20 protein-coding genes are annotated in these 24,259 nt (G+C 32.7%); 6 read left to right on the top strand and 14 right to left on the bottom strand.

What is annotated here, in order from left to right; all coding sequences use genetic code 11:
* Positions 1–90 precede the first annotated feature (90 nt).
* Together J8H85_RS15425 and J8H85_RS15420 are read left to right on the top strand one after the other, a co-directional pair.
* Positions 91–2,541 carry a helix-turn-helix domain-containing protein gene (locus J8H85_RS15425; protein ID WP_209656101.1) on the top strand — a complete coding sequence of 817 codons (2,451 nt, stop codon included), beginning with the start codon at positions 91–93 and terminating at the stop codon, positions 2,539–2,541.
* Positions 2,542–2,622: 81 nt separating this feature from the next.
* On the top strand, positions 2,623–3,123 hold the full coding sequence (locus J8H85_RS15420; protein WP_209656100.1) for a hypothetical protein: 501 nt from the start codon (positions 2,623–2,625) through the stop codon (positions 3,121–3,123).
* Here the strand turns inward: J8H85_RS15420 and J8H85_RS15415 are convergent.
* From J8H85_RS15415 to J8H85_RS15350, 14 genes are all read right to left on the bottom strand, one after another.
* Positions 3,120–3,356 carry a DUF6095 family protein gene (locus J8H85_RS15415; protein WP_209656099.1) on the bottom strand — a complete coding sequence of 79 codons (237 nt, stop codon included), beginning with the start codon at positions 3,354–3,356 and terminating at the stop codon, positions 3,120–3,122. The two genes, J8H85_RS15420 and J8H85_RS15415, sit on opposite strands and share 4 nt — an antisense overlap.
* Positions 3,346–4,164: an N-acetylmuramic acid 6-phosphate etherase gene (gene murQ / locus J8H85_RS15410; RefSeq protein WP_209656098.1), complete on the bottom strand. Its 819-nt coding sequence runs from the start codon at positions 4,162–4,164 to the stop codon at positions 3,346–3,348. The genes J8H85_RS15415 and murQ overlap by 11 nt, the downstream gene beginning before the upstream one ends.
* Positions 4,165–4,193: 29 nt before the next feature.
* Positions 4,194–5,654, bottom strand: coding sequence for a TolC family protein (locus tag J8H85_RS15405; RefSeq protein WP_209656097.1), 1,461 nt, complete (start codon positions 5,652–5,654; stop codon positions 4,194–4,196).
* A gap of 38 nt (positions 5,655–5,692) precedes the next feature.
* Entirely contained in the window at positions 5,693–7,048 is a 1,356-nt protein-coding gene (locus tag J8H85_RS15400; protein ID WP_209656096.1) for an ABC transporter permease, read from the bottom strand.
* Between the two features lie 3 nt (positions 7,049–7,051).
* Positions 7,052–8,296, bottom strand: coding sequence for an efflux RND transporter periplasmic adaptor subunit (locus J8H85_RS15395; protein ID WP_209656095.1), 1,245 nt, complete (start codon positions 8,294–8,296; stop codon positions 7,052–7,054).
* Positions 8,297–8,442: 146 nt separating this feature from the next.
* Positions 8,443–9,255: a DUF4249 domain-containing protein gene (locus tag J8H85_RS15390; protein WP_209656094.1), complete on the bottom strand. Its 813-nt coding sequence runs from the start codon at positions 9,253–9,255 to the stop codon at positions 8,443–8,445.
* Positions 9,256–9,258: 3 nt separating this feature from the next.
* A complete protein-coding gene (locus J8H85_RS15385) occupies positions 9,259–11,634 on the bottom strand; it encodes a TonB-dependent receptor (RefSeq protein ID WP_209656093.1) in 2,376 nt (791 codons plus the stop codon).
* A 74-nt stretch (positions 11,635–11,708) separates the two neighbouring features.
* Positions 11,709–13,919 (bottom strand): NADP-dependent isocitrate dehydrogenase, encoded by a 2,211-nt coding sequence (locus J8H85_RS15380; protein WP_209656092.1) that lies wholly within the window; start codon positions 13,917–13,919, stop codon positions 11,709–11,711.
* A gap of 877 nt (positions 13,920–14,796) precedes the next feature.
* The gene (rplS, locus tag J8H85_RS15375; protein ID WP_117178635.1) at positions 14,797–15,147 is read right to left on the bottom strand and encodes a 50S ribosomal protein L19; all 351 of its coding nucleotides are present in this window, start codon (positions 15,145–15,147) and stop codon (positions 14,797–14,799) included.
* 428 nt (positions 15,148–15,575) lie between these two features.
* Positions 15,576–16,004 (bottom strand): hypothetical protein, encoded by a 429-nt coding sequence (locus tag J8H85_RS15370; protein ID WP_209656091.1) that lies wholly within the window; start codon positions 16,002–16,004, stop codon positions 15,576–15,578.
* A gap of 284 nt (positions 16,005–16,288) precedes the next feature.
* On the bottom strand, positions 16,289–17,026 hold the full coding sequence (locus tag J8H85_RS15365; RefSeq protein ID WP_209656090.1) for a hypothetical protein: 738 nt from the start codon (positions 17,024–17,026) through the stop codon (positions 16,289–16,291).
* Between the two features lie 206 nt (positions 17,027–17,232).
* Entirely contained in the window at positions 17,233–17,910 is a 678-nt protein-coding gene (gene trmD / locus J8H85_RS15360) for a tRNA (guanosine(37)-N1)-methyltransferase TrmD (protein WP_209656089.1), read from the bottom strand.
* 278 nt (positions 17,911–18,188) lie between these two features.
* Positions 18,189–19,439, bottom strand: a complete 1,251-nt coding sequence (locus tag J8H85_RS15355; RefSeq protein WP_209656088.1) for a hypothetical protein — start codon at positions 19,437–19,439, stop codon at positions 18,189–18,191.
* Entirely contained in the window at positions 19,429–20,745 is a 1,317-nt protein-coding gene (locus tag J8H85_RS15350; protein WP_209656087.1) for a DUF4270 family protein, read from the bottom strand. The genes J8H85_RS15355 and J8H85_RS15350 overlap by 11 nt, the downstream gene beginning before the upstream one ends.
* A 246-nt stretch (positions 20,746–20,991) precedes the next feature.
* Between J8H85_RS15350 and J8H85_RS15345 the strand changes: the two genes are divergently transcribed.
* The 4 genes from J8H85_RS15345 to J8H85_RS15330 all read left to right on the top strand — a co-directional run bounded on the left by J8H85_RS15345 (position 20,992) and on the right by J8H85_RS15330 (position 24,182).
* Positions 20,992–21,978, top strand: a complete 987-nt coding sequence (locus tag J8H85_RS15345) for a Kelch repeat-containing protein (protein ID WP_209656086.1) — start codon at positions 20,992–20,994, stop codon at positions 21,976–21,978.
* A gap of 92 nt (positions 21,979–22,070) precedes the next feature.
* Entirely contained in the window at positions 22,071–22,406 is a 336-nt protein-coding gene (locus J8H85_RS15340; protein WP_209656085.1) for a DUF4907 domain-containing protein, read from the top strand.
* A 4-nt stretch (positions 22,407–22,410) separates the two neighbouring features.
* Positions 22,411–23,457, top strand: coding sequence for a sensor histidine kinase (locus J8H85_RS15335; protein ID WP_209656084.1), 1,047 nt, complete (start codon positions 22,411–22,413; stop codon positions 23,455–23,457).
* Positions 23,454–24,182 (top strand): LytR/AlgR family response regulator transcription factor, encoded by a 729-nt coding sequence (locus J8H85_RS15330; protein WP_209656083.1) that lies wholly within the window; start codon positions 23,454–23,456, stop codon positions 24,180–24,182. Before J8H85_RS15335 ends, J8H85_RS15330 begins: the two co-directional genes overlap by 4 nt.
* The last annotated feature ends 77 nt before the right edge of the window (positions 24,183–24,259 follow it).

Below are 24,259 nucleotides of genomic sequence, written 5' to 3'. Positions count from 1 at the left end.
ATATTAATAACTAGGGTTTTATTTTTATAAAAACCCACGGTAAAAATCATTCAAAGTAGTATCTTCATTTTCTATTAAGAATGGTATTGCATGGCTACAAATAAAGAACTGGAATTAGCTTGGGAATTTGTAAATAATACAAATCGCTCAATTTTTTTAACGGGAAAAGCGGGGACTGGTAAAACAACTTTTTTACATCGATTGAAAATGGATAGCTTAAAACGGTTGGTAGTTGTAGCGCCAACGGGAGTAGCTGCCATAAATGCCAAGGGCGTTACTATTCATTCTTTTTTTCAAATGCCTTTTGGACCTATTTTGCCTGATACCGATTTGAACAATGCCAGTGGTTTTAATAGAAAATTTAGTAAAACTAAAATCAATATTATTAAATCGATGGATTTATTGGTTATTGATGAAATTAGTATGGTACGTGCCGATTTACTTGATGGTATTGATAGAACATTGCGCCGCTTTAGAAATAGAAACAAGGTTTTTGGCGGTGTACAAGTACTTATGATTGGCGATTTGCAACAATTGTCGCCTGTTATTAGAGATAACGAGTGGGATTTGTTAAAACATGTTTACAGTAATGGATTCTTTTTTAGCAGTCATGCGTTTCAAGAATGTCATGCCATAACTATTGAATTAAAACATATTTACAGGCAGGAAAACCCCAAGTTCATCGAAATTCTTAATGAAATTAGAAATAATGCACTTAGTGAAGCGGCAGCCGAAGAATTGAACAAGCGCTACATTCCAGATTTCATACCCGAACCGGATGCAGGTTATATTTCATTAACGACGCATAATAATAAAGCTGAAGCCACCAATAAGGCAGAATTGGATAAACTTAAAACAAAAGAATTTACATATAATGCTACGGTAGAAGGAAAATTTCCTGAGTTTTCTTATCCTAATAGTGAATCATTAAAACTGAAAGTTGGAGCTCAAGTTATGTTTGTAAAGAATGATAGCAGCCCAGATAAACGTTATTTTAATGGTAAAATAGGCAAGGTTATTCATTTAGATAAAGATGAAGTTGTGGTGCATTGTCCTGATGATGATTTCAATATAAATACCACGCCAGAAGTTTGGGAAAACATTAATTATACGGTTAATGAAGAAACCAAAGCCATCACTGAAGATAAAATTGGATCATTTACACAAATGCCTTTACGGTTGGCTTGGTCTATCACTATTCATAAAAGTCAAGGTTTAACGTTTGAGCGCGCTATTATTGATGCACAAGGTGCCTTTGCTCATGGACAAACCTATGTTGCCTTAAGTAGGTGCAAATCTTTAGAAGGTTTGGTACTAAAAAGTAAAATTCATTCCAATCAAATTATTAGTGATAATAATGTATTGGTATTTAACAAAAATGCCGAAGAAAATGAACCTGATGCATCTGTTTTAGCATCATCTCAAAAAATGTATCAACTGGATTTGATTTTTGAAGTGTTTGATTTTTATGAATTTATGTATCCTATAAACCGGATTTTAGATATTTTTTATAAAAACAGAAATAGTATAGAAGGTACTATTGAAGCTCCTATGCAGACCATTAAAACGGCAGTTACCAATTTTTTAAAAGTAAGTAGCAGTTTCAATAACCAATTAAAAGTCCTTGTAGCAAAGGAAGGTTTGCCAGAATTAAGTGATGTGATTAAAGAGCGTTTTAAAAAAGCCATTTTATATTTTAAAACAGAAACAGAAAAAAATATAGTAGCTCCTTTAAAAGCATTTGGTTTTACAACAGATAATAAAGCTATAGGCAGTGATCTCACTAAAAATCTAGAAACGATTGAAGCGTTATTAGATGCTAAGCTATTGTATTTTAATGGATTGATTGATGGTTTTTCAACAAAAAGCTTTTTAGAATTAAGAGTGAAATCGGTGTTTAATGCCAAAGAAAAACCTAAAAAAGCTAAAAAAACAGTCATTGATGGTACCGCAAATGTAGAATTGTTTGAATTACTAAGAATTTTAAGAAACGAAATTGCCCAAGAAAATGAGTTAATTCATTATCAAGTATTCACACAAAAGGCTTTATATGAAATGTGCGAAACCTTGCCAACTAGTAAAAAAGAGTTATTAAAAGTGAATGGCATGGGTAAAACAAGAGTGGATAAATATGGAGATGCTATTTTAGAGGTTATTAAAACATATTGTGATGAAAATGATATCGAAACCTCTGAAGATGCAGATATTTTTGAGAAACCCAAACCGAAAAAAAAGAAGGGTGATACCAAGAAAGCATCTTTGGAATTGTTCAAATCTGGAAAAACCATTTCAGAAATTGCTGATGAACGTGAACTTAATGAAAATACCATATTCGGACATTTGGCAAGTTTTATTGCTTCGGGTGAAGTAAAAGTATCAGATTTAATGTCTATTGAACATTATAAAGAATTGCTAGAGCTCATTCCAAAGAAAACCTTTGAAAATGTATCAGATTTAAAAAATCAATTAGATGATAAGTACACTTATGGTGAATTGCGTTTGGTTTTGGAAGAAATTAATAAACTTGATCTAAAAAGTTAAAATGCTTTTGTTTCTGTAAGGTTACAAATGCTAACGGACTAATGCTTTCAGTTTAAATTATTTAATTACTTTAGTAAACCTATGGATGTTATTATACAATCGACACTAAAAACATTAGAAAAGTCTAAAACTTTATTAAATTATTTAAATGATACGACTTTTAGCGATGCATCCGTTGCTCCTTATTACTCCAGTATAGGAAATCATTTAAGACATATATTAGATTTTTATGATTGTATTTTCAATAAAAAAATAAACAATGAGATTGATTTAACAGCAAGAAGTAGAAATAAAGAAGTAGAAACGGCATGTTATAGTGCCAAAACATATTTAAATTCTATTATAGAAAAATTAAATACGTTTGAATTAGCTATGACGGATTCTCTTTTAGTTACTGATGATTTAGGCTTAGGAAAAGTAACAATGACTTATAGTTACGGTGCTTTGTTTGCACAGGCAAATAGCCATACCATTCATCATTATGCCATCATAAATTATATTATGGAAGGTTTAAATATATCATTAAAAGACTCTGAATTTGGGTACAATCCAACAACTCCAAAGCAAACTTCTTTAAACTAATTGTTTTTCTTAAACATACTATCCATAATGGTGCGTATGCCTTTAAAAATTAAAAAAACGGCTGCAGCACATATCAAACAAGCCACAATTAACAGAGGAATATAAAGCGAGTTTTCCTTATCGCCAAGTGCCATTGTCATTAAAATAGGGCCAATAAATAAGCTTAATAAAGCGAAAACTAATGTTTTTATGCCTTTTACAAGTAGTGTTTTATCTGTTCTTTTAGTTTCCATTATTATAATTTTTAATTGCTGAACGTACGTTTTTATGTGTTATTAAAAGTTTTTTTGCTTCTTCTTCTGAAATGTTAAGTTCAGCCATAATCATTTTTGTGCCTCTATCTACCAGTTTGTTGTTGCTTAACTGCATATCAACCATTTTGTTGCCTTTAATATGCCCAAGTTGAATCATGGTGGTGGTGGTAATCATATTAAGTACCAATTTTTGAGCGGTTCCGGCTTTCATTCTAGAACTTCCAGTTACAAATTCAGGACCTACAATAACTTCAATGGGATATGTTGCTACTTGGGATAACGGACTGTTTTTATTGCAAGTTATACATCCTGTAATAATGTTATTTTCGTTGCATTTTTCTAAAGCAGCAATAACATAAGGTGTGGTGCCAGAAGCTGCAATACCCACCACAACATCTTGACTTGAAATTTGATACGATTTTAAATCGTCCCATCCTTGTGTTGTAGAATCTTCAGCAAATTCAACAGCTTTTCTAATGGCAGTATCGCCACCAGCAATAATACCAATAACCAAATCGTGTGAAACTCCAAAAGTAGGAGGGCATTCCGAAGCATCTAAAATGCCTAAACGTCCACTGGTGCCTGCACCCATATAAAATAGGCGGCCACCATCCTTTAATTTTTGAACAATAACACTAACTAAAGGTTCAATTTGGGGTAATGCTTTTTCAACGGCAAGTGGCACATTTTTATCTTCATTATTAATGTTACTTAATAATTCTGAAATGCTCATCTTTTCCAGATGATTGTAGTTGGAATCTTGTTCGGTGGTTTTTATAAAACTCATACTTCAAAAGTATGAATTATTGATTGATTTTAATCAAAAAGAATGGTGTCAACCTCCAATTTTTTATCATTTATAAAATCATAAAGCGTTAACTGTCTTAAAATGTAATAATCTTGCCAAAATTTTTCGAGTGAATTTAAATACTGTAATACGGCTTTATCTTTTTCTTGCAAAGCAATATTTAAATCGGTAATGGTTATTTTGTCTAAAACATATCTTTTTTGTGAAATATCATAACGCTTTACTGCTATATCTTTAGCTTTTTTTGCCGTTTCCAAAAAGTCTCTTTGACTGGACCAATTAAGAACATGCAAATAAATTTCTTGTTCAAAGGCTTGTTTTTCTTGGTCTATGTTATTGTTGGTTAAATCTAAATCTGCTTCAGCCATTTTACGTCTCGATTTGGAAACGCCCCAATCAAAAATGGGCACACTAACAGAAACAGAAACATTTTGTTGCTCGTTATAATTGTTAAAAAGATTATTAAAATCGTCACCATTTTGCGAGATTCCAAAATTGGCAGACACCCCTAATTTTAACCTGTTATTACCTTTTTGAAACGCAACTTCCTTTTCAGCTTCTAAACGTTTTCGTCTAAATTCAATAACTTGTTTTCTGTTTGATTCAGCTTCTTGCAAGGCTTTATCAACATCCACTTCAAAAAGCGGTAAGTTTTCTGGTATATCAAGCTGAATATTTTCAGTATCTAATTCTAAATACCGTGCCAAATTTTGAGAGGTTCTTTTTAGTTCTATCGTGTTGGTTGTTACAGTATTTTTAGAATTTAACATAGTTAATTCTACTTGTAACAATTCATTTTCAGCAATTTTTCCAATTTTAAATCGCCCTTGAGAAATTCTGTATAAAGTATCTTGATTTGATAAATTTACCTTAGCTATTTCCAACTGCATTTGTGCTTTAAGCAATTGGAAATATCTTTGACAAGTTGTTACAGAGATATCCTCCATTTTTTCAATGAAATCTCTTTTTGATTCCTCGTAAATTAAAGGTTCAATTTTTTTATCCCATTTAAAAGGATTGTAAAATAAGGAGTTTTGATAGTATCTTATGGAAAAAGGAACTACAGAATATCCAATGTTATCATCAAGTCCGAACAATTCAATGCGTTCTAAATTGGAATTTAGTGAGAGGGTTCCACCTGTATATGGAATGTTTTGGGCTAATGATAAACCACCTTCTAGGATCAACTGATCTTGATTTACAAAAATATCTTGCCCTTCATCGTTTGTTATTCTACGTACTGCTTTATTATATTCAGGTAAAGTAGCATTGAATCTTAATTGCGGTAAAAAATTGGCTTTGTAATTTCTAAAACGCCAGTAGTTCGATTGATTTCTGTTTAAGATTGTTTTATAATCTGGAGATTGTTTTTTTGCTAAATCAATGGCTTCGTCTAAGGTTATTTTTTTTGATTGAGAAAATAGGATACAAGGTAAAATTACGATTAATACGAATACTATTTTTTTCATCTTTATAGCTTTGTGTTGATAGTTTTCCAGTGTTTTTTTTATTCAGATCGAAGGGCTTGAATGGGTTTTTTATTGGCAGCAGCTTTGGCAGGAAATATTCCAAAAACAAGCCCGATAATGACTGCAATAAAAAATGAAATTAATATGGAGTTGAGCGATAGTACGGTTTCAATACCAGATACGATTTCAATAACATATGCTCCTATGATACCTACAATAATGCCAATAATGCCACCACCAACACTAATCAATACCGATTCTGATAAAAATTGTAATATTACATCTTCTTCAGTAGCGCCAATAGCACGAATAATACCTATTTCCTTGGTTCTTTCCAGTACCGATGCCAACATGATATTCATAATACCTATACCACCAATAAGTAATGAAATACCAGCAATAATGCTTAATACAATATTGAATATTTGCTTGGTTTTTTGTTGTTGTTTTAGAAGTTGAATAGGGATGGCAATTTCAAAATCTAACACATCGTTATGTCTTCGTTTAAGGAGTTTACTTAAAACTTCGGCAGTTGCTTTTAATTCGTTGGAGTTGAAAACCTGAATGGTTAATTTGTCTATTTGATGATAGTTACCTCTAGCAATTCTCTTTTTTGGTCCGTTTTGATTGTTATTGTTGTTTGCCTCTAAATCGTCAGTAATTATTTTTCTATCCCTATAGCGTACCAAAAATGTTTTTATGGGAATGTAGATATCTTGGTTTAAATCCCTGATGCCTAAATCTTCCTGAGCTTTATCTGATATTAATTTTTCTTCAATAACGCCAACAACTTGCAACCACACATCTTTTACCTTAATCTGTTTGCCCAAGGCGCTTTCTCCCGTAAATAATTTTTTCTCTACTTTTTTACCAATGATGCAAACAGGCAACGCATTTTTAATTTGAAAATCTGAGAACGTTTTGCCTTTTTCAATATGTATGTTTGAAACATCAAAGAATGTTGAAGAAACACCAATAAGTTTAACGGAATTTTGCTTTCCGTTATTTATAACATAGGTGTCGAGAATGATTTCGGAGCTTACAACTTTTACACTTGGAATATGTTTGGAAATACTTGAGGCATCTAAAATATCTAAACCTTTAGAAAATCTTTTTGAGTCATTGTCCGTTGTTTCCTCTTCACCTTCACTTTCGGTATCATCTTCCAAATCGGGTAGAGGGGTTACAACAATGTTGTTAACGCCAACCAACTCCAATTGGGATAAGATTTCCTTTTCGGCACCATTTCCAATAGCAAGCATGGTTATTACCGATGCCACACCAAAAATAATCCCTAAAGCCGTTAAAAAGGTTCTTACTTTGTTGGTTTTAATAAACCAATACGCTTCAGTAAAATTGGATTTTAGTTTTTCTAAAAGTATTTTGTCTATCATGTTTTATTTTAATAGCGTTATACTTTTTTCTTCCATATCGGCAGGTGCGTTTAAATAAACAACCTCATTTTCCTTTAATCCTTTTTTAATAATTACTACTTCGTTATTAGCTAAACCTAATTCAACCTGTTTCTTTTCAATGGAATAACCCGATTTTACATAGGTATAGCTAATGGAATCTTTTGAAAATATAGCTTCCAGCGGTACCATCAATACATTGTCTTTCTTGTGCGTTAAAATTCTGTTAGAGGTTGTCATGCCAGGTCTGATATTTTTATTGGTTTCATTAAGTTTTATCAATACTTGAAAAAGTTTAATATCTGAACCTTTTTTATTTTCACCTACATTCGCTACATCGGTAACCTCTCCATTTATTTCTATTTCAGGAAACGCATCAAAACCAACTTTAACTTTTAATCCTTTTTTTATTTTTCTAATATCCACCTCATTACTATAGGTTTTAGATTCCATTTTAGTTAAATCCGGTAAACTTGCCAAGGCGGGTTCCCAAGGTGATATGGTGGTTCCTACTTTCTTTTTATTACCACTCCAATCTTTAACATAGGTTACCATCCCGTCATCTTCAGAGTATACTGTAAATTCTTTTTGTAAATCTGTTAATTCTTCTATTTGCTTTTTAATTTTAGATACTTCGGTACCAACCTCAATCATTTTAGCATTGGCTTGCCTTTTTTTAATAGAGTAGTCTTCTTTTTTCTCTTTCAGATCGCGCTCAAATTTTTCAATCTTAATTTCTAATTGTCTAATAGTTGCAGGTGGTTCATAAATGGAACGTTTTAACTCCAATTGGTTTTCTTCAATGTTAAATTGAAGATCCTTAATAGCATTACGTTCCTGTTTTAAAGTTAGAATGGTGTCTAATTGTTGTTGTGTATATCTTGACTCTGCTTTTTCTAAATTTAAATGGGCTTCATTGATTTTTCCGTTAACTTCAGAAGCATCAATTTTACCTATATAATCCCCTTTTTTTACAACCGTGCCTTCAGGAACTAAATCTTGGATTTTCATTTGATAAATATTGAAGCGTCTGGCATTATTAGGGCCATTTATTTCTTTTGAACTTGTAGATTGTGCTTCTCCAGAAATAACAACTTCGTTTAGGTAGGTGCCTTTTACAACTTTGGTAGTTAATAACACGTCTTCTTCCCCAGAAGAACTAAAAAAAGAATAAGTAAGAAATAAAACAACGAATCCGCCAATAATTAAAGCTAACTTCTTTTTATTCATAAAGATTTATTTTTTGATTGATGAAAGTAGTGCTAGCTAAAATAGGTTTTGTAAGATTTTGTAGAGTTAAAATTCTCTTAAAGTTTTATTTTTTAATTAATATGAAGATTAAAAAAATGAATGTTGCCTATATAGAAGGTAAAATGCTATTCTACATCATAAGTGAAACCCGAAACTTCTGAAGCTCTAAAATAGCCTAAAGGGTAGTTGCTAGGGTTGGTCTCGTTTATACAATTACCTCTTAATGTTGCAGGCTGCGTTTCAAAAGGACCACCAGATTCGTCTTTACTTTGTTGCAATAAAATAGTCATGTATTCGTGAAAACGTTGCGAGATACCATGATTTTGAATGATTAATTTACTGCCAGTTTTAAGGTCTTCATTGCTGTAAAAAGCAAAGATTTGGTTACCATCAGTAAATTCATCATCATAAACCTCAAGACTTACTGTGCTTAAATCAGAATTAATAAATTCGAATAGATAATAATTTCTAATATCTTTCGGATCGGTATAAAAGGCTTTTATTTCGGTTTCATCACCCGAAAATCCAGCATTATTTTTTTGTTCTACTTTATCGATATTAACAACAGGAATCAATGTTTCTGAAGCAGTGTAAACTTCATCATTGTAAATAATTTTAAGGGAGTATTTACGATTAATTACAGGGGTAAAGGATTGATTGCTATAAATACCCGTATTATTTTCTTCAATAAAATTAAAGGTATTATTGTTGGCATCTGTTACAGTAACAGTGGCTCCTGTAGCGGGAGGAACACTGGTATCGTAGTAAGGCGCTGTTAAAGTTAACTTTATTAATTGATTATTTCCAGGTGTGTTTTTGTGCCAAATTATTGAGGCATCTACCACAAGTCTTGGGGCATCGGTTTTTAATTTCAAGTCAATAACATCTTCACATGAAATTATAAATATGCAACCTATTATTAATATTAATTTTTTCATCTTTTAAAACTTAAAATTGTATGATACAGATGGTACTATACCAAAAATAGAGAGTCTATAGGATTCGTTCCGTTTTGTTTCATCATTTTGTCCAAAAGTAATGGAAGCGGCATTTTTGCGGTTATAAACATTATAAAGACCAAAAACCCAATACGATTGCCAACCTTTGGTTTTTTCTGGTTTTGGATTGTAAGTTATGGAGGCATCCAATCTGTGATATGCCGGTAATCTATCTGAATTTCTGCTGTTATAATTAGGAATGGTTACACCGTTATAAACATATTGCCCATTTGGGAATGTGCTGGGTTGTCCTGTTTGAAATAAAAAATTGGCGTTAATTTTTAATTTTTTGCTTAAATCGTAACTGCTTGTTAGCGAAATATCATGTGTTTTGTCATATGATGTGTTGTACCAATTCCCATTATTAATACCAGTTTCGGTAGGAGTTCTGCCAGGTGTTTGCTGTTCAGATTTTGATAGGGTATAGGCTAACCAACCTTTAAACCTACCTTCATTTTTTCTTAAAAGCATTTCCAAACCATAAGCTTTGGCTCTCCCGTTTAAAATCACTTGTTCTATGGCATTGTTGGCAATTAAATCGGCACCATCTATATAATCGATTCTGTTTTTTACAGTTTTGTAATAGCTTTCAAGTTCTAAAGAGTACTTATCGTCTTTGAAATTTTTAAAATACCCAATGGCAAATTGATGGAGTAATTGTGGTTTTACATATTTGCCACTTGGCGTCCAAATATCTAAAGGCGTAGGAGAGCTCGTGTTTGATAACAAATGTAAATACTGACTCATCTTGTTGTAACTCGCTTTAATAGAACTGTTTGAGTTAAGTTGATAGGATAATGATAAACGTGGTTCCACATTGAAAAAATCAGCAATTACAGCACTTCGTTTAAAAGATTCTGTTCCTATAGGATCTGCTTTTTCATAAATCTGAAAATCTTCATTAAAAGTAACGGCTTCATCATTTTCGTAGATATTCAGTTCATCTTGGCCTAATCTAAGAAACGAACTCAACCTAAAACCGTAAGACAATGCCAACTTATCTGATATTTTATGTTCAGCATCCACATAAACGGCATTTTCTAAAGCAAATTTATCAATAAGTTTAAAAGGATTTATGCCAGAAGTTTCTGTTGTTGGGTTAATGTTGCCCGGATTAAATTTATAATAGATGCTGTTTAATCCGTATTCCAGTTTAAATTTATCGGATATATAATGTTTGAAATCATACTTTAAGTTGAAATTTTTAATGCCTGAAACCCAATCAAACTCCACAAAGCTTAATTCTAAACCATAATAATAATCCGAATAAATTAATGATACATTTGAAAACAATTTATTGGAAAGTAAGTGGTTCCACCTAAAATTTAAAACCGTATTTCCATAGCTATTATTAAAAGTCTCACTAATTCTAAAAACATCACGTCCAAAATAACCTGATAAATAGATGCTGTTTTTATCGTTTAGTTTAAAGCTTAGTTTGGTGTTTAAGTCGTAGAAATAGGCACTATTATTATTATCAAAAATCGGTAAAAATAAATGTGCATAACTGGATCTACCACCCAAAAGGAACGACCCTTTTTCTTTTACTATTGGGCCTTCAACTAGCAATCTGCTAGAAACGATACCAACGCCCCCATTGGCATGAAACTCATTGCTGTTTCCGTCTTTTTGGTAAATATCCAAAACAGACGATATACGACCACCATACCTTGCAGGAATGCCGCCTTTGTAAAGTTTTATATCTTTAATGGCATCTGGGTTAAACACAGAAAAGAAACCAAATAGGTGTGATGAGTTAAAAATAGTAGCTTCATCTAAAAGAATCAAATTTTGATCTGCAGAACCACCACGTACATTGAACCCCGAAGCGCCTTCGCCAGCACTGGTTACACCGGGTAACAGGGTAATGGCTTTAATAATATCGGCCTCTCCCAATACAACGGGTATTTGTTTTATGCTACCCGCCGTTAAACGATTTACGCTCATTTGTGGTGTTTGAATGTTTAGTTTTTCAATGTTTTGGGTTAAAACTATTTCATTCAAAGTTTCTAAGGAATCTGCTAAACTGAAATTTTTAGTCAAGTTATCAGAAAGCACAATGGTTTCGGTTTTTGTTGAAAACCCCAAATAACTTATAATGACTTTATAGGTGCCTTTAGGAAGCGTGATGGAATAAAAACCATATTCGTTGGTAGTTGTGCCTGTGTTTAATTCAGGGAAAATGATACTAACACCAATAAGAGTTTCATTATTTTTTTCTTCGGAAATAATACCTTTTAAGGTAAATTTATTTTGAGCAGTTGTAGATATAATACCAAAACAGCATATAAAAAGAAAGCATAAAACTATGTTCTTCATCAAAAGCTTTTTTTTATAAAAGTATAAAAAAAGCCCCTTTTAAGGAGCTTTTTAAAATAGTATTTATCTTTTTATTAATTTAAAATGCCATTAAGCGTTTTGCTTGGTCGCATGGCATTATTAATTAAAGTTTCATTTGGTTCAAAATAACCACCAATGTTTACAGGTTTTCCTTGTATTTGATTAAGTTCATTTACAATAGTGGTTTCATTGTTGCTTAATTCTTTAGCAATGGGTTCAAATTCTGCTTTTAAAGCAGCATCTTTGGTTTGGTTTGCCAATGCTTGCGCCCAATATAATGCTAAGTAAAAATGGCTTCCTCTGTTATCCAATTCTCCGGCTTTACGAGAAGGCGATTTGCCGTTATCCAATAAAAGACCTGTAGCTTCATCTAAAGTATCGGCTAGAATTTGCGCTTTAGGGTTATTGTTTACAGTAGCTACATGCTCTAAAGACACCGCTAAAGCTAAAAATTCACCTAATGAATCCCAACGCAAGTGGTTTTCAGCTAAAAATTGTTCAACGTGTTTTGGAGCAGAACCACCTGCACCGGTTTCAAACAAGCCTCCACCATTCATTAATGGTACAATTGATAACATTTTTGCACTGGTACCAACTTCTAAAATAGGGAACAAGTCGGTTAAATAATCACGTAATACGTTACCAGAAACCGAGATTGTATCTTTACCTTCTTTAAGTCTTTCACAAGTAAATAATGTGGCGTCTACAGGAGATAATATTCTTAAATCCAATCCTGTTGTATCGTGATCTTTTAAATAAGTGTTTACTTTTTTAATTAATTCGGCATCGTGCGCTCTGTTTTCATCTAACCAGAAAACAGCAGGGGTATCAGATGCTTTAGCACGTGTTACGGCTAATTTTACCCAATCTTGAATTGGTGCATCTTTAGTTTGGCACATTCTCCAAATATCGCCAGCTTCTACATTATGTTGTAATAAGGTATTTCCAGAAGCATCAATAACGCTTACAGTTCCGTTTGAAGCTATTTCAAAAGTTTTGTCATGAGAACCATATTCTTCTGCTTTTTGAGCCATTAACCCCACGTTAGGTACGGTACCCATAGTTGTTGGATCGAAGGCACCATGTTTTTTACAAAAATCGATGGTTGCAGAATAAATACCGGCATAACTGCTATCTGGAATTACTGCTTTGGTATCTTGAAGTTTTCCAGCGGCATTCCACATTTGTCCCGAAGTACGAATCATTGCAGGCATAGATGCATCAATAATAACATCACTTGGTACATGTAAGTTTGTAATACCTTTATCGCTGTTCACCATAGCCACTGCAGGGCCATTTTTAAAAGCAGCATCAATATCTGCTTGAATTTCGTTGCGTTTGGCTTCTGGTAAACTTGGTAATTTTTCAACTAAGTTTCCAAAACCATTATTTACATCCACTCCAATTTTTTCCAGAGTTTCAGCATGCTTTTCAAATACATTTTTAAAAAATGCTTTTACGGCATATCCAAAAATAATAGGGTCGCTCACTTTCATCATGGTTGCTTTCATATGTAATGAAAACAAAACACCATTTGCTTTGGCATCGGCAATTTGAGCTTCTAAAAATTTAATTAATGCTGTTTTGCTTAAAACCGTGGCATCAATTATTTCGCCTTTTAATAATTTGAAACTATCTTTTAAAACAGTTTCAGTTCCATTGCTATCGGTATGTACAATTTTAATGCTTGTAGCTTCTGGTATGGTAACGGATTTTTCGTTGTGAGCAAAATCACCCGACTCCATAGTGGCTACATGTGTTTTAGAATCACTGCTCCAAGCACCCATAGAGTGTGGATATTTTTTAGCGTAGTTCTTCACTGCTTTTGGTGCACGTCTATCAGAGTTTCCTTCACGTAACACAGGGTTTACAGCACTACCTTTTATTTTGTCGTAGCGCGATTTAATATCTTTATCGGCATCGGTATTTGCTTCATCCGGGTAATTAGGGATGGCAAAACCTTGAGATTGTAATTCTTTTATGGCTGTTTTTAACTGCGTAAGAGAAGCACTAATGTTTGGTAACTTTATAATGTTAGCATCAGGGCTTTTTGCCAATTCACCAAGAATAGCCAAATCGTCCGAAACACGTTGATCTTCATTAAGAAAATCAGGAAAAACGGCTAAAATTCTTGCTGCTAAAGAGATATCTCTAGTTTCAATATCAATACCAGAAGATTTAACAAAAGCTTTAACAATTGGTAATAAAGAACGTGTTGCTAATGCTGGAGCTTCATCAGTTTTTGTATAAATAATTTTAGACATTAATGTTACGGTTTTGTGTGTTAATATTTAGGCTATAATGTAAAATGCGACGACCAATAATGTTTTCGCGACGCGAATATACAAAAATAGACTTTTATATTTGCTTAAACGATTAATCAAAAGTGTTAATAAAAGCAATATTTCACAGAATTATAAAAAAGAGAGTAACTATTAAGAAATTATTAATAAAATATCAGAGAAGCTATAAAAACAAAAGCCATATCCCTGCAGAATTTAATCTACCTTGACATGGCTTTCTTTGAAATAATATAACCCAATCTAATTGATACTTCTATCAAATCAATTTAGTTTTATCTAAATTTTTTCAATTGATGCGCTATTATTTCAAGGAAACACTTCTGTAATTTTCAAAATGTATTGACCTATTACCAAAAATGTTTCTGATAATTGCTTTTCTTGATGCCATTAATCTTTCTTTTCGTTTTAACGTCAAGATTTCTTAATACATTGTTTTCTATTATAACAACAATCCTTTCGGCACTGTTGTTTTTTTAAAACTTTCAATTATACTAGTTGCTACCTATATTATCTATATGTAGTACTTTTTATAATATCATGATTTTTTTGCTTTAACACATTTACACATGCTGCATTAAAATCTCAAAAAACAATTACAATTTATAAAGAACGTTACCTTATTAAGAAACCGAATTTAAATTCATTGTTTAGATGAAACCAATTTGCATTGTTTTTCCGTTTCTTATTTTAGCTAAGATACAACACAAATGCTGAAATTCCAAAACATTTAACATTTTAAATATCAACTACTTATCAACCAGGGTTATTAACAAAAGTTAATAAAAAAAAGCCTTGAAATTTTTCAAGGCTTTTAATTTGCTTTCGCAATACTGTTTTATTAACGTCTACGCTCTTTAATTCTGGCTTTTTTACCAGTAAGACCTCTAAAGTAGTAAATTCTAGCTCTACGTACTTTACCACGTTTATTAACTTCAATTTTTTGTAATGCAGGTAAATTAACTGGGAAAATACGCTCCACGCCAATAGTACCAGACATTTTTCTGATGGTGAAAGTCTCTGATGATCCAGATCCTCTTCTTTGTATTACAACACCTCTAAAAAACTGGGTACGAACTTTTTCGCCCTCTCTAATTTCGTAGTATACTGTAATTGTGTCTCCAGCTCCAAACTCTGGAAAATCCTTTTTTGCTACAAATTCGTCTTGTACAAACTTTACTAAAGATTCCATATCTTTAAATTTTAATAATGGTTAATTCAGAACAACATTCACGACTCTCGCCAGAGGTTAACCCGAAATAGGGCGCAAAGATAATTAATAATTAGATATCTACAATTAATAATTGTAATTTTTATGGTGTTTCTTTTTGCTTTGAACAATACGCTAAAATTGAATATTTAATTAAAGCAAAAAGTCAGGCTATCCGCTATATCTTTTGCCCAAAAGCAAAAGGATGCCGCTGCTATCCTTAACACGAAAATGAGTTTACAGTCTCAGTAGGAGTTTACAGTCTCAGTCGCGGTTTTCAGTTGTTTGTAGATTGCTTTAAAACTAATCGTTTCATTAATAAACAAAAACCTTAATTGAAACTTGTTGTTTGCTGTTAAGGTTTTTGTTTTTTTTATTTTTTATATACGCATGTTGTGTGTCTGTGCTTTTTACATTTTAGTTCCAATATAATAGACCATTTTGTCTTTTGGTATTACAAAAATTAATTCCGTTCCAGATGGGTCAATTCCGTTACAATAGATACTCCAAGGATAAACATAAACGCTTTCAGGGTTTAGTTCGTCCATTTTCGGAAACCAAGGAATTTGATATTGCCAACCATTGGCTAATTCCACTGCATCATTTAATACTTTTGGCAAACTATCTAATCGATGCCAACCTTTGTTATTATGCAGTTCCATTTCAGTCACATTTGATATTTCGATTGCGTAAGCATCAAGATAATCGCCAGTGAATGAACGTCCAGATTCGTAACTATTCAGCACTTTTTCAATTCGCTGGTCTCCAAGTCCGCACCAATTCAGTACGAATCTTACGTCAGATGTTGTCGCTTTGTTTTCGACAGTTTTATTTCCCATTGAAGTAGAGTAGGCGAGATAGCCTAAAATAAGAATTAATCCAATTAAGGATATTCCACCCCAAATCGCAAGTGCATTTTTTCCTATTCTAAATATTTTGTTTTTCAATCAATTAATTTTTCAACGGTTTGTTTGGGCATTGCACAGAACGTTTATGTGTAAGCAACGTTGCGTGGATGTGTGCGAGGATTTTCCGAAGGAAAATCAGAAGCTAACAAACGAGCGATAATTTTTGGTTTAGCTAAAGCTAGCATTCTTTTATATACTTTTTTGGGCAACGTATTTTATTTTAAAAGATTCATTTCAGAACCTGTTAGTATTTCTATTATTTTTTTAGCTGTTTCTATTGAAATCACTCCGCTCAATGCCAAATCAATAAATTTACCTTTTATCAATTCGAACCAGTTCTTTTTATTTACTCTTTCGGTTAATTCTTTTAATTCCTCAATTTCGTCAAAGATTATTTGTTGCCCATAACCTTGTTTTAATAGCATTTCCTTTAAATCCACAAGCTGATCTTTTATTTCATCTCGACTTTTATATGAGAAATAATCAGAAGTTGATTCTGTTTTACTTTCATAAATATACCATAAGAATAAGTCCTTGAATGGGTTTAAGAAATTGGTGTTAAAATATCTCTGATATTCATAAAAATCTTTTCCTCTATCATACCAATCTCTAGCTAGTTGAATGTAATGTGGTGTCGACTTGTCTTCTTGATTAAATTTTGAAAGAATAGTAAAATATGCAAATGCTCCCTGCATATCTGGTGTAAACAATCCTTGGGTTATTTTTTGTTTATCTGTCCAATTTAAATTATTGTTATCAGATGGTAGTTTTGTTTTAATTTCAGAATAATCACTTTCTATTCTTTCAAGTATTCGATTTGAAATGTTTTGATGTTTTAAAAAATTTATCAACTGAGTCAATTTAGTAATAACATCTGAAAATTCACAATATTCAACATCAGAAATATAATCTCTGAATTTATCTTCTAATTCGTTTAGTGTTAATTGTCTCATATGGTGACCAACTCGTTATATAACAAATTTTATCTTTCATACCCCACGAATAGGGCAGAAAATAGAAAGTCTTGGATAGTTGTTATCCCGTAAATATAATTTATTATTTGTAAGAAAAACGAGTTTTTAAGTTTTTCTGTCAGAAATAAATGCAATCAGATGGCTTCACAAATTTTGCTAATAATTGAGAGGTTCATAAAGTAAAATCAATCCTCCAACAAATCGGGGCGACGTTCTTTTGTGCGTAAATAAGCTTGTTCTTCACGCCACTTTTCAATTTTTGGGAAGTTGCCACTAAAAAGGAGTTCTGGTACTTTCCAGCCTTTGTACTCGCGCGGTTTGGTGTAAATAGGTGGTGCGAGCAAATTATCTTGAAAGGAATCGGTTAGGGCAGAGGTTTCATTACCCAAAACACCGGGTATTAGCCTAATAATGGCATCGCAAAGTACGGCGGCGCCTAATTCGCCACCAGATAGTACATAATCGCCAATAGAAATTTCGCGGGTTATAAAATGGTCGCGCACCCGTTGGTCCACACCTTTATAATGTCCGCATAAAATAATAATGTTTTCTTTTAGTGATAATTGGTTGGCAATGCCCTGCTTTAGGGTTTCTCCATCGGGGGTCATATAGATAACTTCGTCGTAATGGCGTTGTTCTTTTAAAGCAGAAATACATTTATCAATAGGTTCTATCATCATCACCATGCCAGCGCCTCCTCCAAACTGGGTGTCGTCAATAGATTTGTATCTGTCTGAAGTATAATCTCGTAAATTATGAAAATGGACTTCAACCAAATTAGCTTCAATAGCGCGTTTTAAAATAGAGGCTTCAAACGGACTTTTAAGTAATTCTGGTAAAACGGTAATAATATCAATGCGCATGGTTCTGTTTTAAGAATTGCAAAGATAATTGAATTAATGGGTTTTGAATATCGATTTGTTATTCTAATTGTGGATGCTTTAAGTAAGTTTAAACCGTTAGCTGTAATTAAAGTTTTAAATGTCAAATGAATGTTCTGTGTCACACTGAGCTTGTCGAAGTGGATTTTTTTTAGGTCTTCGACAAGGTCAGACTGACATTTTGGAAGTATTTGGCTTAAATTTCACTTGAAAAGAAATGTTTCATTATAAATCAGGGTATAATCTCAAATAGGTTAAGCCTAATCATATTTTCTTTTTTGGAACCAAATGCCTTCTAAACTTAGATTTATAGAAAGTAAGTGGTAGTTTTCTTTTATTAAACCGTTGGTAATTTGTCCCTTGCTTCCATAAGAATAGCCAATATTTATCATGGAATTTGTGTAAGGATCTAAAGGGATTCCTATACCTAAACTCATACTGCTGTTTTTTATACGTTGGTTGTTTACTTCTAAATTGCCATCATTAAAACTATAACCAACCCGGTATTCTAGGTTATTAAAGAATTTAGATACTTTTTTTTCGGCGGCATATTGTAAACCCATGGCAAACAAGTTTTGGTTTACATAGGTACCCAATTGGTCTGTTTGGTTGGTGTTATCCCAATAGCTTTTTTTGTAATCAACATTTAGCGAAAAATTATTTTTAAGCATTGTATTTAATCCAAAACCGAGCTCTAATGGTAAGTTGAAATTATCAATATCAGTTTCGGAGTTTTCAGTTAAATCGGTGGTGGAATCTGTGCTATTTAAAGTGATGGTGCTCGATTTGCTTCCGTTTAAACTGGTTGGTAACTGGACGGTGCCACCTATAGAAAAATTCTTTAAGGCATTATATTGGAAACCTGTGCCCACACGGAAACCAGAATAATAGTTTTCATCTTCAATTACTAAAGTGTTACTTGGTAAATAATCGGTTTCCGTTTGCGTTATTTTACCAAATAGGGCCGAAGCCATAATACCAATTCTAAATTTATTGGTTAAAGCATAGCCATAGTTTAGTTTTAAATCGTTTATGCCTCCGGTACCATTTATATCGGTAATAAAATTGCTATTGTTAGTGCCTTCAATATTTGTTTGAATGCCCGAAATACTATATCCCACACTGGTTAATGGAATGAGGGTGATGCCCAAACCAGATTGTTTTGTTACAGGAAATGCAATGGCAATGTTAGAAAAATTGGCTATGATGTTTGAGTTTGAACTGCTGCCTTCGGCCAAAGTATTGGTTTGTGCTTTAAAGCCAAAATCATAGAAAAATGAGTTTAATAACACATTACCAAATGAAGCGGGGTTGGAATTATTAATAAAAGAGTTAGAAGGCATAGCAATTCCTAAACCACCCAAAGCATTTACTTTTCCGGTAGATGTTTCGTTGCTTAAACCTAACCCATATAAGGAATATGGCGAGCTGGATAAGGCGTTGGTTTGTGCCAAGGTTTGCTCTGTAAGTACCACCAAGAACAGGCTTAGTATTATTAACTTATTTATCATAAATAGCGTAAATTAATTCGATTTTGGTTTTTAAATTGTTTGAAGCGGCTTCGCCATTTAAAATATACCGGTTTACAGATTGATCAAAATCTTTTGGATACAAGGCTAAATAATAATCATCGCCATTAGCATCGTTTAGTTTGAAGTTTAGAAAATATTTAAGGGGCATGGAGTAGGTGGTTACATTAAATTCCGTGTCTTCATTTGTAATGGTAGCTAATACGGTATTGCCTTGTGTATCTACCAATGCACTTATAATATTTGCTTTTTTATCTATGATATAGACGTTTAGAGAGTCGTTTGTATGCAGGTTATTAGTGCTAGAGTTTTGCTTTAACGATATGGATAGGCTAGCATCAATAATAATTCCCGTACCTGGTATGTCATATAACGATTCTAAATTGGGAATGTCAATTCTTGTAGCAATACCCGTTCCTGCTTGCATATAACTGTTGTTGCTGGTGGCGGTACTTGATAAGTAGGTTTCTTGATCGGTTAATGTTTCAAAATTAGTGCCCACTTTGTCACTTGAAATGTTATGAAAACTGTTTGTTGCATCAAAAGGCATGTCCAAAGTGAGTTCTGTATCGGTGGAGAGTTCTCCTTTAACGGTGTAATAAACTCTAACAAAACTGCTTTCTAAAAAACCTAAAATGGCGGTGTTATTTGCGTCTGGTTCAATAAGTAACCCTTTGTAGACTTTTAAAAATTCGTCTGTATTATTTATTTTATTGTCTCTTAAATTTTCAAAAAGGGTTTTTCCGTAGGCGTTATTCAAAGTAACATGTAATGAATCGTCTTTTTTGGGTTTAGCATAAAAACTTTTTGTGCCTATAGGAGAACTGCTTGCTGAAATTTTTGTTGTATTATAATAGCTATCTGCATCTTCATCGGGTTCCAAATCCTTTAGTAATTCATAAACATTTATTTTTTGAACGGGGATGGTATCATTATAAAAATAGGAGTCGTAATTTAAAATTAAAGCAACCGAATCAAAAACAGCATTGCTACTTAATGTGTAAGTAGCGTTTGTTATTTGGGAATATGCTTTGCTTGTGGTTTTTCCAAAAACAGGATCGGTGTAAGCACCAATTAATAACCTAGCAGTAGAGGAAATAGCAATAGAATCAAGTTTAAAAGTGCTTGTTTTAACGGTTAAGGTATCAATATAGAAAACCTGCGTATCTAGGTTTATCCAATCTTCTCCCACCGGGTAATTTTCGTCGTCTTTGGTGCATGATGTTATTAGTGTACATATTACTATGAATGTACATAAGGGAACCGCAAGGGCTTGCTTCAGGGTCATAAAAAAAATAATTTCGGCGAACTTAATTAAACAGCCTTTTCAATTAAAATTAGTTATACAAATACAGGGTTTTAATATGCAAATAGGCTAATAGTTTCTACCAAATTTGATTGGAGGCGTTGGTCTTGTAAAAAGCGGTGTTTGTATAGACTAATGGCCAGAACAGCTATAATCTTTTTGTTTCTTGATTGTAAAAAATAGTTTTGGCAAAAATTTGAATTGAAGAATATAACAAAACAACAAAAGATGAAAAACAATAAAACACTTTTAATATTAATCATTTCTATGGCATCCATCACTTTTATTGGATGTTCATCTGATGAGGATACAGATAGAGGAAACTGGCAAGAACGTTCGGTTTTTGATGGTACTCCAAGAAGCAATTCCGTTAGTTTCACTATTGGCGATTTTGGTTATATGGGAACAGGTTATGATGGCGATGATTATTTAAATGATTTTTGGCAATATAATATTGAAGGTAATTATTGGGTGCAAAAAGCAGATTTTCCCGGAGTTGCCAGAAGTTCAGCATCTGGTTTTGCTATTGATGATAAAGGCTATGTTGGTGTTGGTTATGATGGTGACGATGAATTGGCCGATTTTTGGGAATATAACCCAACCACAAACGCATGGACCCAAAAAGCCAATTTTGGTGGTGGTGTAAGACGTGCTGCCGTGGAATTTGGAATTAATGGTAAAGGTTATATTGGAACTGGTAACGATGGCGACAATGATAAAAAGGATTTTTGGAAATATGATCCTGTAACAGATGCTTGGTCTGAGCTTGTAGGTTTTGGAGGTGAAAAAAGAGTGGATGCTACCACTTTTACCATAAACAATAAAGTGTATTTAGGAACGGGTGTTAGCAACGGGTTGTACAAAGTTGACTTTTGGGAATTCGATCCAACAACTGAAGTGTGGACTCGTAAAAATGATTTGGATGAAGATGATGATTACTCCATTATCAGATCCAATGCAGTGGGTCTAAATATAGGTGGTTTGGGTTATATAGCTACCGGGTATTATGGTGGTGCAATAAAAACCATTTGGGAATATGATCCAACCTTTGATACTTGGGAAGAAATATCTGCTTTAGAAGCAACCGTTCGTCAAGATGCTGTTGCTTTTTCAAACGGAAGTAGAGGTTTTGTATTAATGGGTAGAACAGGTAGTTTGTACTTAGATGATATATATGAATTGTTCCCGATGGATGATTATGATGATGAAGATTAAATTTGTTTGATTGATAGTTTTGTTTTAAATCCAAAGCACAAGCTCTTAGGTAGTTAAAATTGAGTGCTTTGGATTTTTTTTATTTTTAAGTTATGAATAAAAAATCAAAATATGTGATAGCGCTATTACTAATTTTAAGCGTTATTTTAATAGGTGTAATTATTTCCAAAACCAATGTGGAAGAACCTTTTAACACCAAGGTTTTTAAAACAGATTCCGGATACGGTTATAGCATAAGTTTTAGAAATACCCTGTTAATAAAACAAGACTATATACCAACCATACAAAATAATGTGTCTTTTTGCACGCCCCAAGATGCCCAAAAAGTTGCCGATTTAGTTAAGAAGAAATTGAACCATAAAGAAAACCCGAAAATTACACTTTCAGAGTTAAAACAGCTTGGTATTAAATTAAACTGTATAAATTAGTGCTATGGAACACATAGACTTAACAAACGCCAGAAAGCGTAACCAAATTTTATTGCACGGTTCTATTTGGGCGGTTTTTATATGTTTTAATTTAATGCAACCCAGAGCAGAATCTGATGTGGTAGCAAAACGCATTTTTTTTGCTTTAATGGGCAACATGTTTCTTTTTTATATTAACTACTCCTATTTAGTAACTAAATTTCTTCTTAAAAAAAAGACACTTTTATATGTGGTATTGGTGTTGGCGTTAATCATATTATCCGCAGTTATAACTAATGGGCTGATGCCAGAAGTTAGACATAATCCAGATTTTAACCCACCTTTTCCAAAAAACAAACCAGATTCTTTTTTTCGTATAAAACTCATTGGGCCTATTATTTTTAATGTTTTGTTAGTGGTTACAGGAACCGCTTTAAGGGTTTATGCAGAATGGAATAGGAATGAAAGAAAGAAAAAAGAAATTGAGGTACAAAAAACATCAACCGAATTGCATGCTTTAAAGCATCAAATAAATCCGCATTTTTTGTTTAATTCATTAAACAGCATTTATTCGCTTACAACAAAAAAATCAAATGATGCTCCTGAAGCCATCATAACACTTTCAGAGTTAATGCGGTATATGCTATACGAAACCAATAGCGAATTTGTGCCGTTAGTAAAAGATTTGGAGTACATTCAAAATTATTTAAAGTTACAACGCTTGCGCATAGCAAATAATAAAGATGTCACGTTAAATATACACGGTGCTGTTACAAATCAAAAAATTAGACCGCTACTTTTTATTTCGTTTATTGAAAATGCCTTTAAGTATGGTACTGATTTTAAAGGACATACAGAGGTTAAAATTGAAATTAAGATTAATGGTGATGACTTACAGTTTAAATGCATCAACGTAATAGGGATTAGAAAAACCGATAAAGACAGTTCGGGCATTGGCCTACAAAACACCAAAGAACGTTTGGAACTTTTGTACCCAAAGAAACATTTACTACATGTTGAAGAAAAAGATAACAGATTTATTGTAAGTTTAAAAATTAATTTAAGCTTATGAAGTGTGTAATTATAGACGATGAGCCTTTAGCAATCGACATTATTGAATCTTATATAAAACAAATAGGAGGACTGGAAATTGTTGTTAAGTGCACCAATCCGTTGGAAGCCATAACGCTATTGAATAAGAACAAGGTAGATCTTATTTTTTTAGATATTGAAATGCCAAACCTAACGGGTATCGATTTGGTAAAAGCATTGGACAATATGCCTCAATTTATTTTTACAACAGCGTATCCGCAATATGCTTTAGATGGTTTTAACCTTAATGCCACCGATTATTTGGTAAAACCCATACCATTTCATAGGTTTTTAAAAGCGGTAACCCGCGCCAAAGAAAAGTATGAGTTGGAAAATAAAAGCGTTTCAAAAACTGATACTATTATAGAAGTTCCTCAAGCCAATACACAGGACAATTTTATTTTTGTGAAATCGGAATACGAAAACATTAAAATAAACATCGATACCATAAAGTACATTCAGGGTTTGAAAGATTATATAAAAATCTACACTTCAGAATCTGATAAAGCCATTTTAACCCTTTCTAGTTTTAAGGATATTTTAGATAAGTTGCCAGCAGCACGTTTTATAAGAGTTCATAGATCGTACGTAGTGAATATCGATTTTATAAAAGCCCTGCAAAAAACAAAGGTTATTGTTGATGGTATTCAAATACCCATTGGAGATACTTATAAAGATGATGTTGTAAAACGTTTTGGAGTTTAGGTTTATGAAATTAGTTGATTTTATTACGATCAAACAAAACAACACATAAAAAAATCCGTAACATAAATTACAGATTT

The organism is Mariniflexile gromovii, from assembly GCF_017814435.1.
GTDB lineage: Bacteria > Bacteroidota > Bacteroidia > Flavobacteriales > Flavobacteriaceae > Mariniflexile > Mariniflexile gromovii.
Note: the sequence above shows the minus strand (reverse complement) of the source record. Positions and strands in the feature narration are given on the sequence as shown.

Excerpts from the sequence above, each read along its gene's own strand:
- J8H85_RS15425 (WP_209656101.1), top strand. The coding sequence starts at position 91 with ATGGCTACAAATAAAGAACTGGAATTAGCTTGGGAATTTGTAAATAAT.
- J8H85_RS15420 (WP_209656100.1), top strand. The coding sequence starts at position 2,623 with ATGGATGTTATTATACAATCGACACTAAAAACATTAGAAAAGTCTAAA.
- J8H85_RS15415 (WP_209656099.1), bottom strand. The coding sequence starts at position 3,356 with ATGGAAACTAAAAGAACAGATAAAACACTACTTGTAAAAGGCATAAAA.
- murQ (WP_209656098.1), bottom strand. The coding sequence starts at position 4,164 with ATGAGTTTTATAAAAACCACCGAACAAGATTCCAACTACAATCATCTG.
- J8H85_RS15405 (WP_209656097.1), bottom strand. The coding sequence starts at position 5,654 with ATGAAAAAAATAGTATTCGTATTAATCGTAATTTTACCTTGTATCCTA.
- J8H85_RS15400 (WP_209656096.1), bottom strand. The coding sequence starts at position 7,048 with ATGATAGACAAAATACTTTTAGAAAAACTAAAATCCAATTTTACTGAA.
- J8H85_RS15395 (WP_209656095.1), bottom strand. The coding sequence starts at position 8,296 with ATGAATAAAAAGAAGTTAGCTTTAATTATTGGCGGATTCGTTGTTTTA.
- J8H85_RS15390 (WP_209656094.1), bottom strand. The coding sequence starts at position 9,255 with ATGAAAAAATTAATATTAATAATAGGTTGCATATTTATAATTTCATGT.
- J8H85_RS15385 (WP_209656093.1), bottom strand. The coding sequence starts at position 11,634 with ATGAAGAACATAGTTTTATGCTTTCTTTTTATATGCTGTTTTGGTATT.
- J8H85_RS15380 (WP_209656092.1), bottom strand. The coding sequence starts at position 13,919 with ATGTCTAAAATTATTTATACAAAAACTGATGAAGCTCCAGCATTAGCA.
- rplS (WP_117178635.1), bottom strand. The coding sequence starts at position 15,147 with ATGGAATCTTTAGTAAAGTTTGTACAAGACGAATTTGTAGCAAAAAAG.
- J8H85_RS15370 (WP_209656091.1), bottom strand. The coding sequence starts at position 16,004 with ATGGGAAATAAAACTGTCGAAAACAAAGCGACAACATCTGACGTAAGA.
- J8H85_RS15365 (WP_209656090.1), bottom strand. The coding sequence starts at position 17,026 with ATGAGACAATTAACACTAAACGAATTAGAAGATAAATTCAGAGATTAT.
- trmD (WP_209656089.1), bottom strand. The coding sequence starts at position 17,910 with ATGCGCATTGATATTATTACCGTTTTACCAGAATTACTTAAAAGTCCG.
- J8H85_RS15355 (WP_209656088.1), bottom strand. The coding sequence starts at position 19,439 with ATGATAAATAAGTTAATAATACTAAGCCTGTTCTTGGTGGTACTTACA.
- J8H85_RS15350 (WP_209656087.1), bottom strand. The coding sequence starts at position 20,745 with ATGACCCTGAAGCAAGCCCTTGCGGTTCCCTTATGTACATTCATAGTA.
- J8H85_RS15345 (WP_209656086.1), top strand. The coding sequence starts at position 20,992 with ATGAAAAACAATAAAACACTTTTAATATTAATCATTTCTATGGCATCC.
- J8H85_RS15340 (WP_209656085.1), top strand. The coding sequence starts at position 22,071 with ATGAATAAAAAATCAAAATATGTGATAGCGCTATTACTAATTTTAAGC.
- J8H85_RS15335 (WP_209656084.1), top strand. The coding sequence starts at position 22,411 with ATGGAACACATAGACTTAACAAACGCCAGAAAGCGTAACCAAATTTTA.
- J8H85_RS15330 (WP_209656083.1), top strand. The coding sequence starts at position 23,454 with ATGAAGTGTGTAATTATAGACGATGAGCCTTTAGCAATCGACATTATT.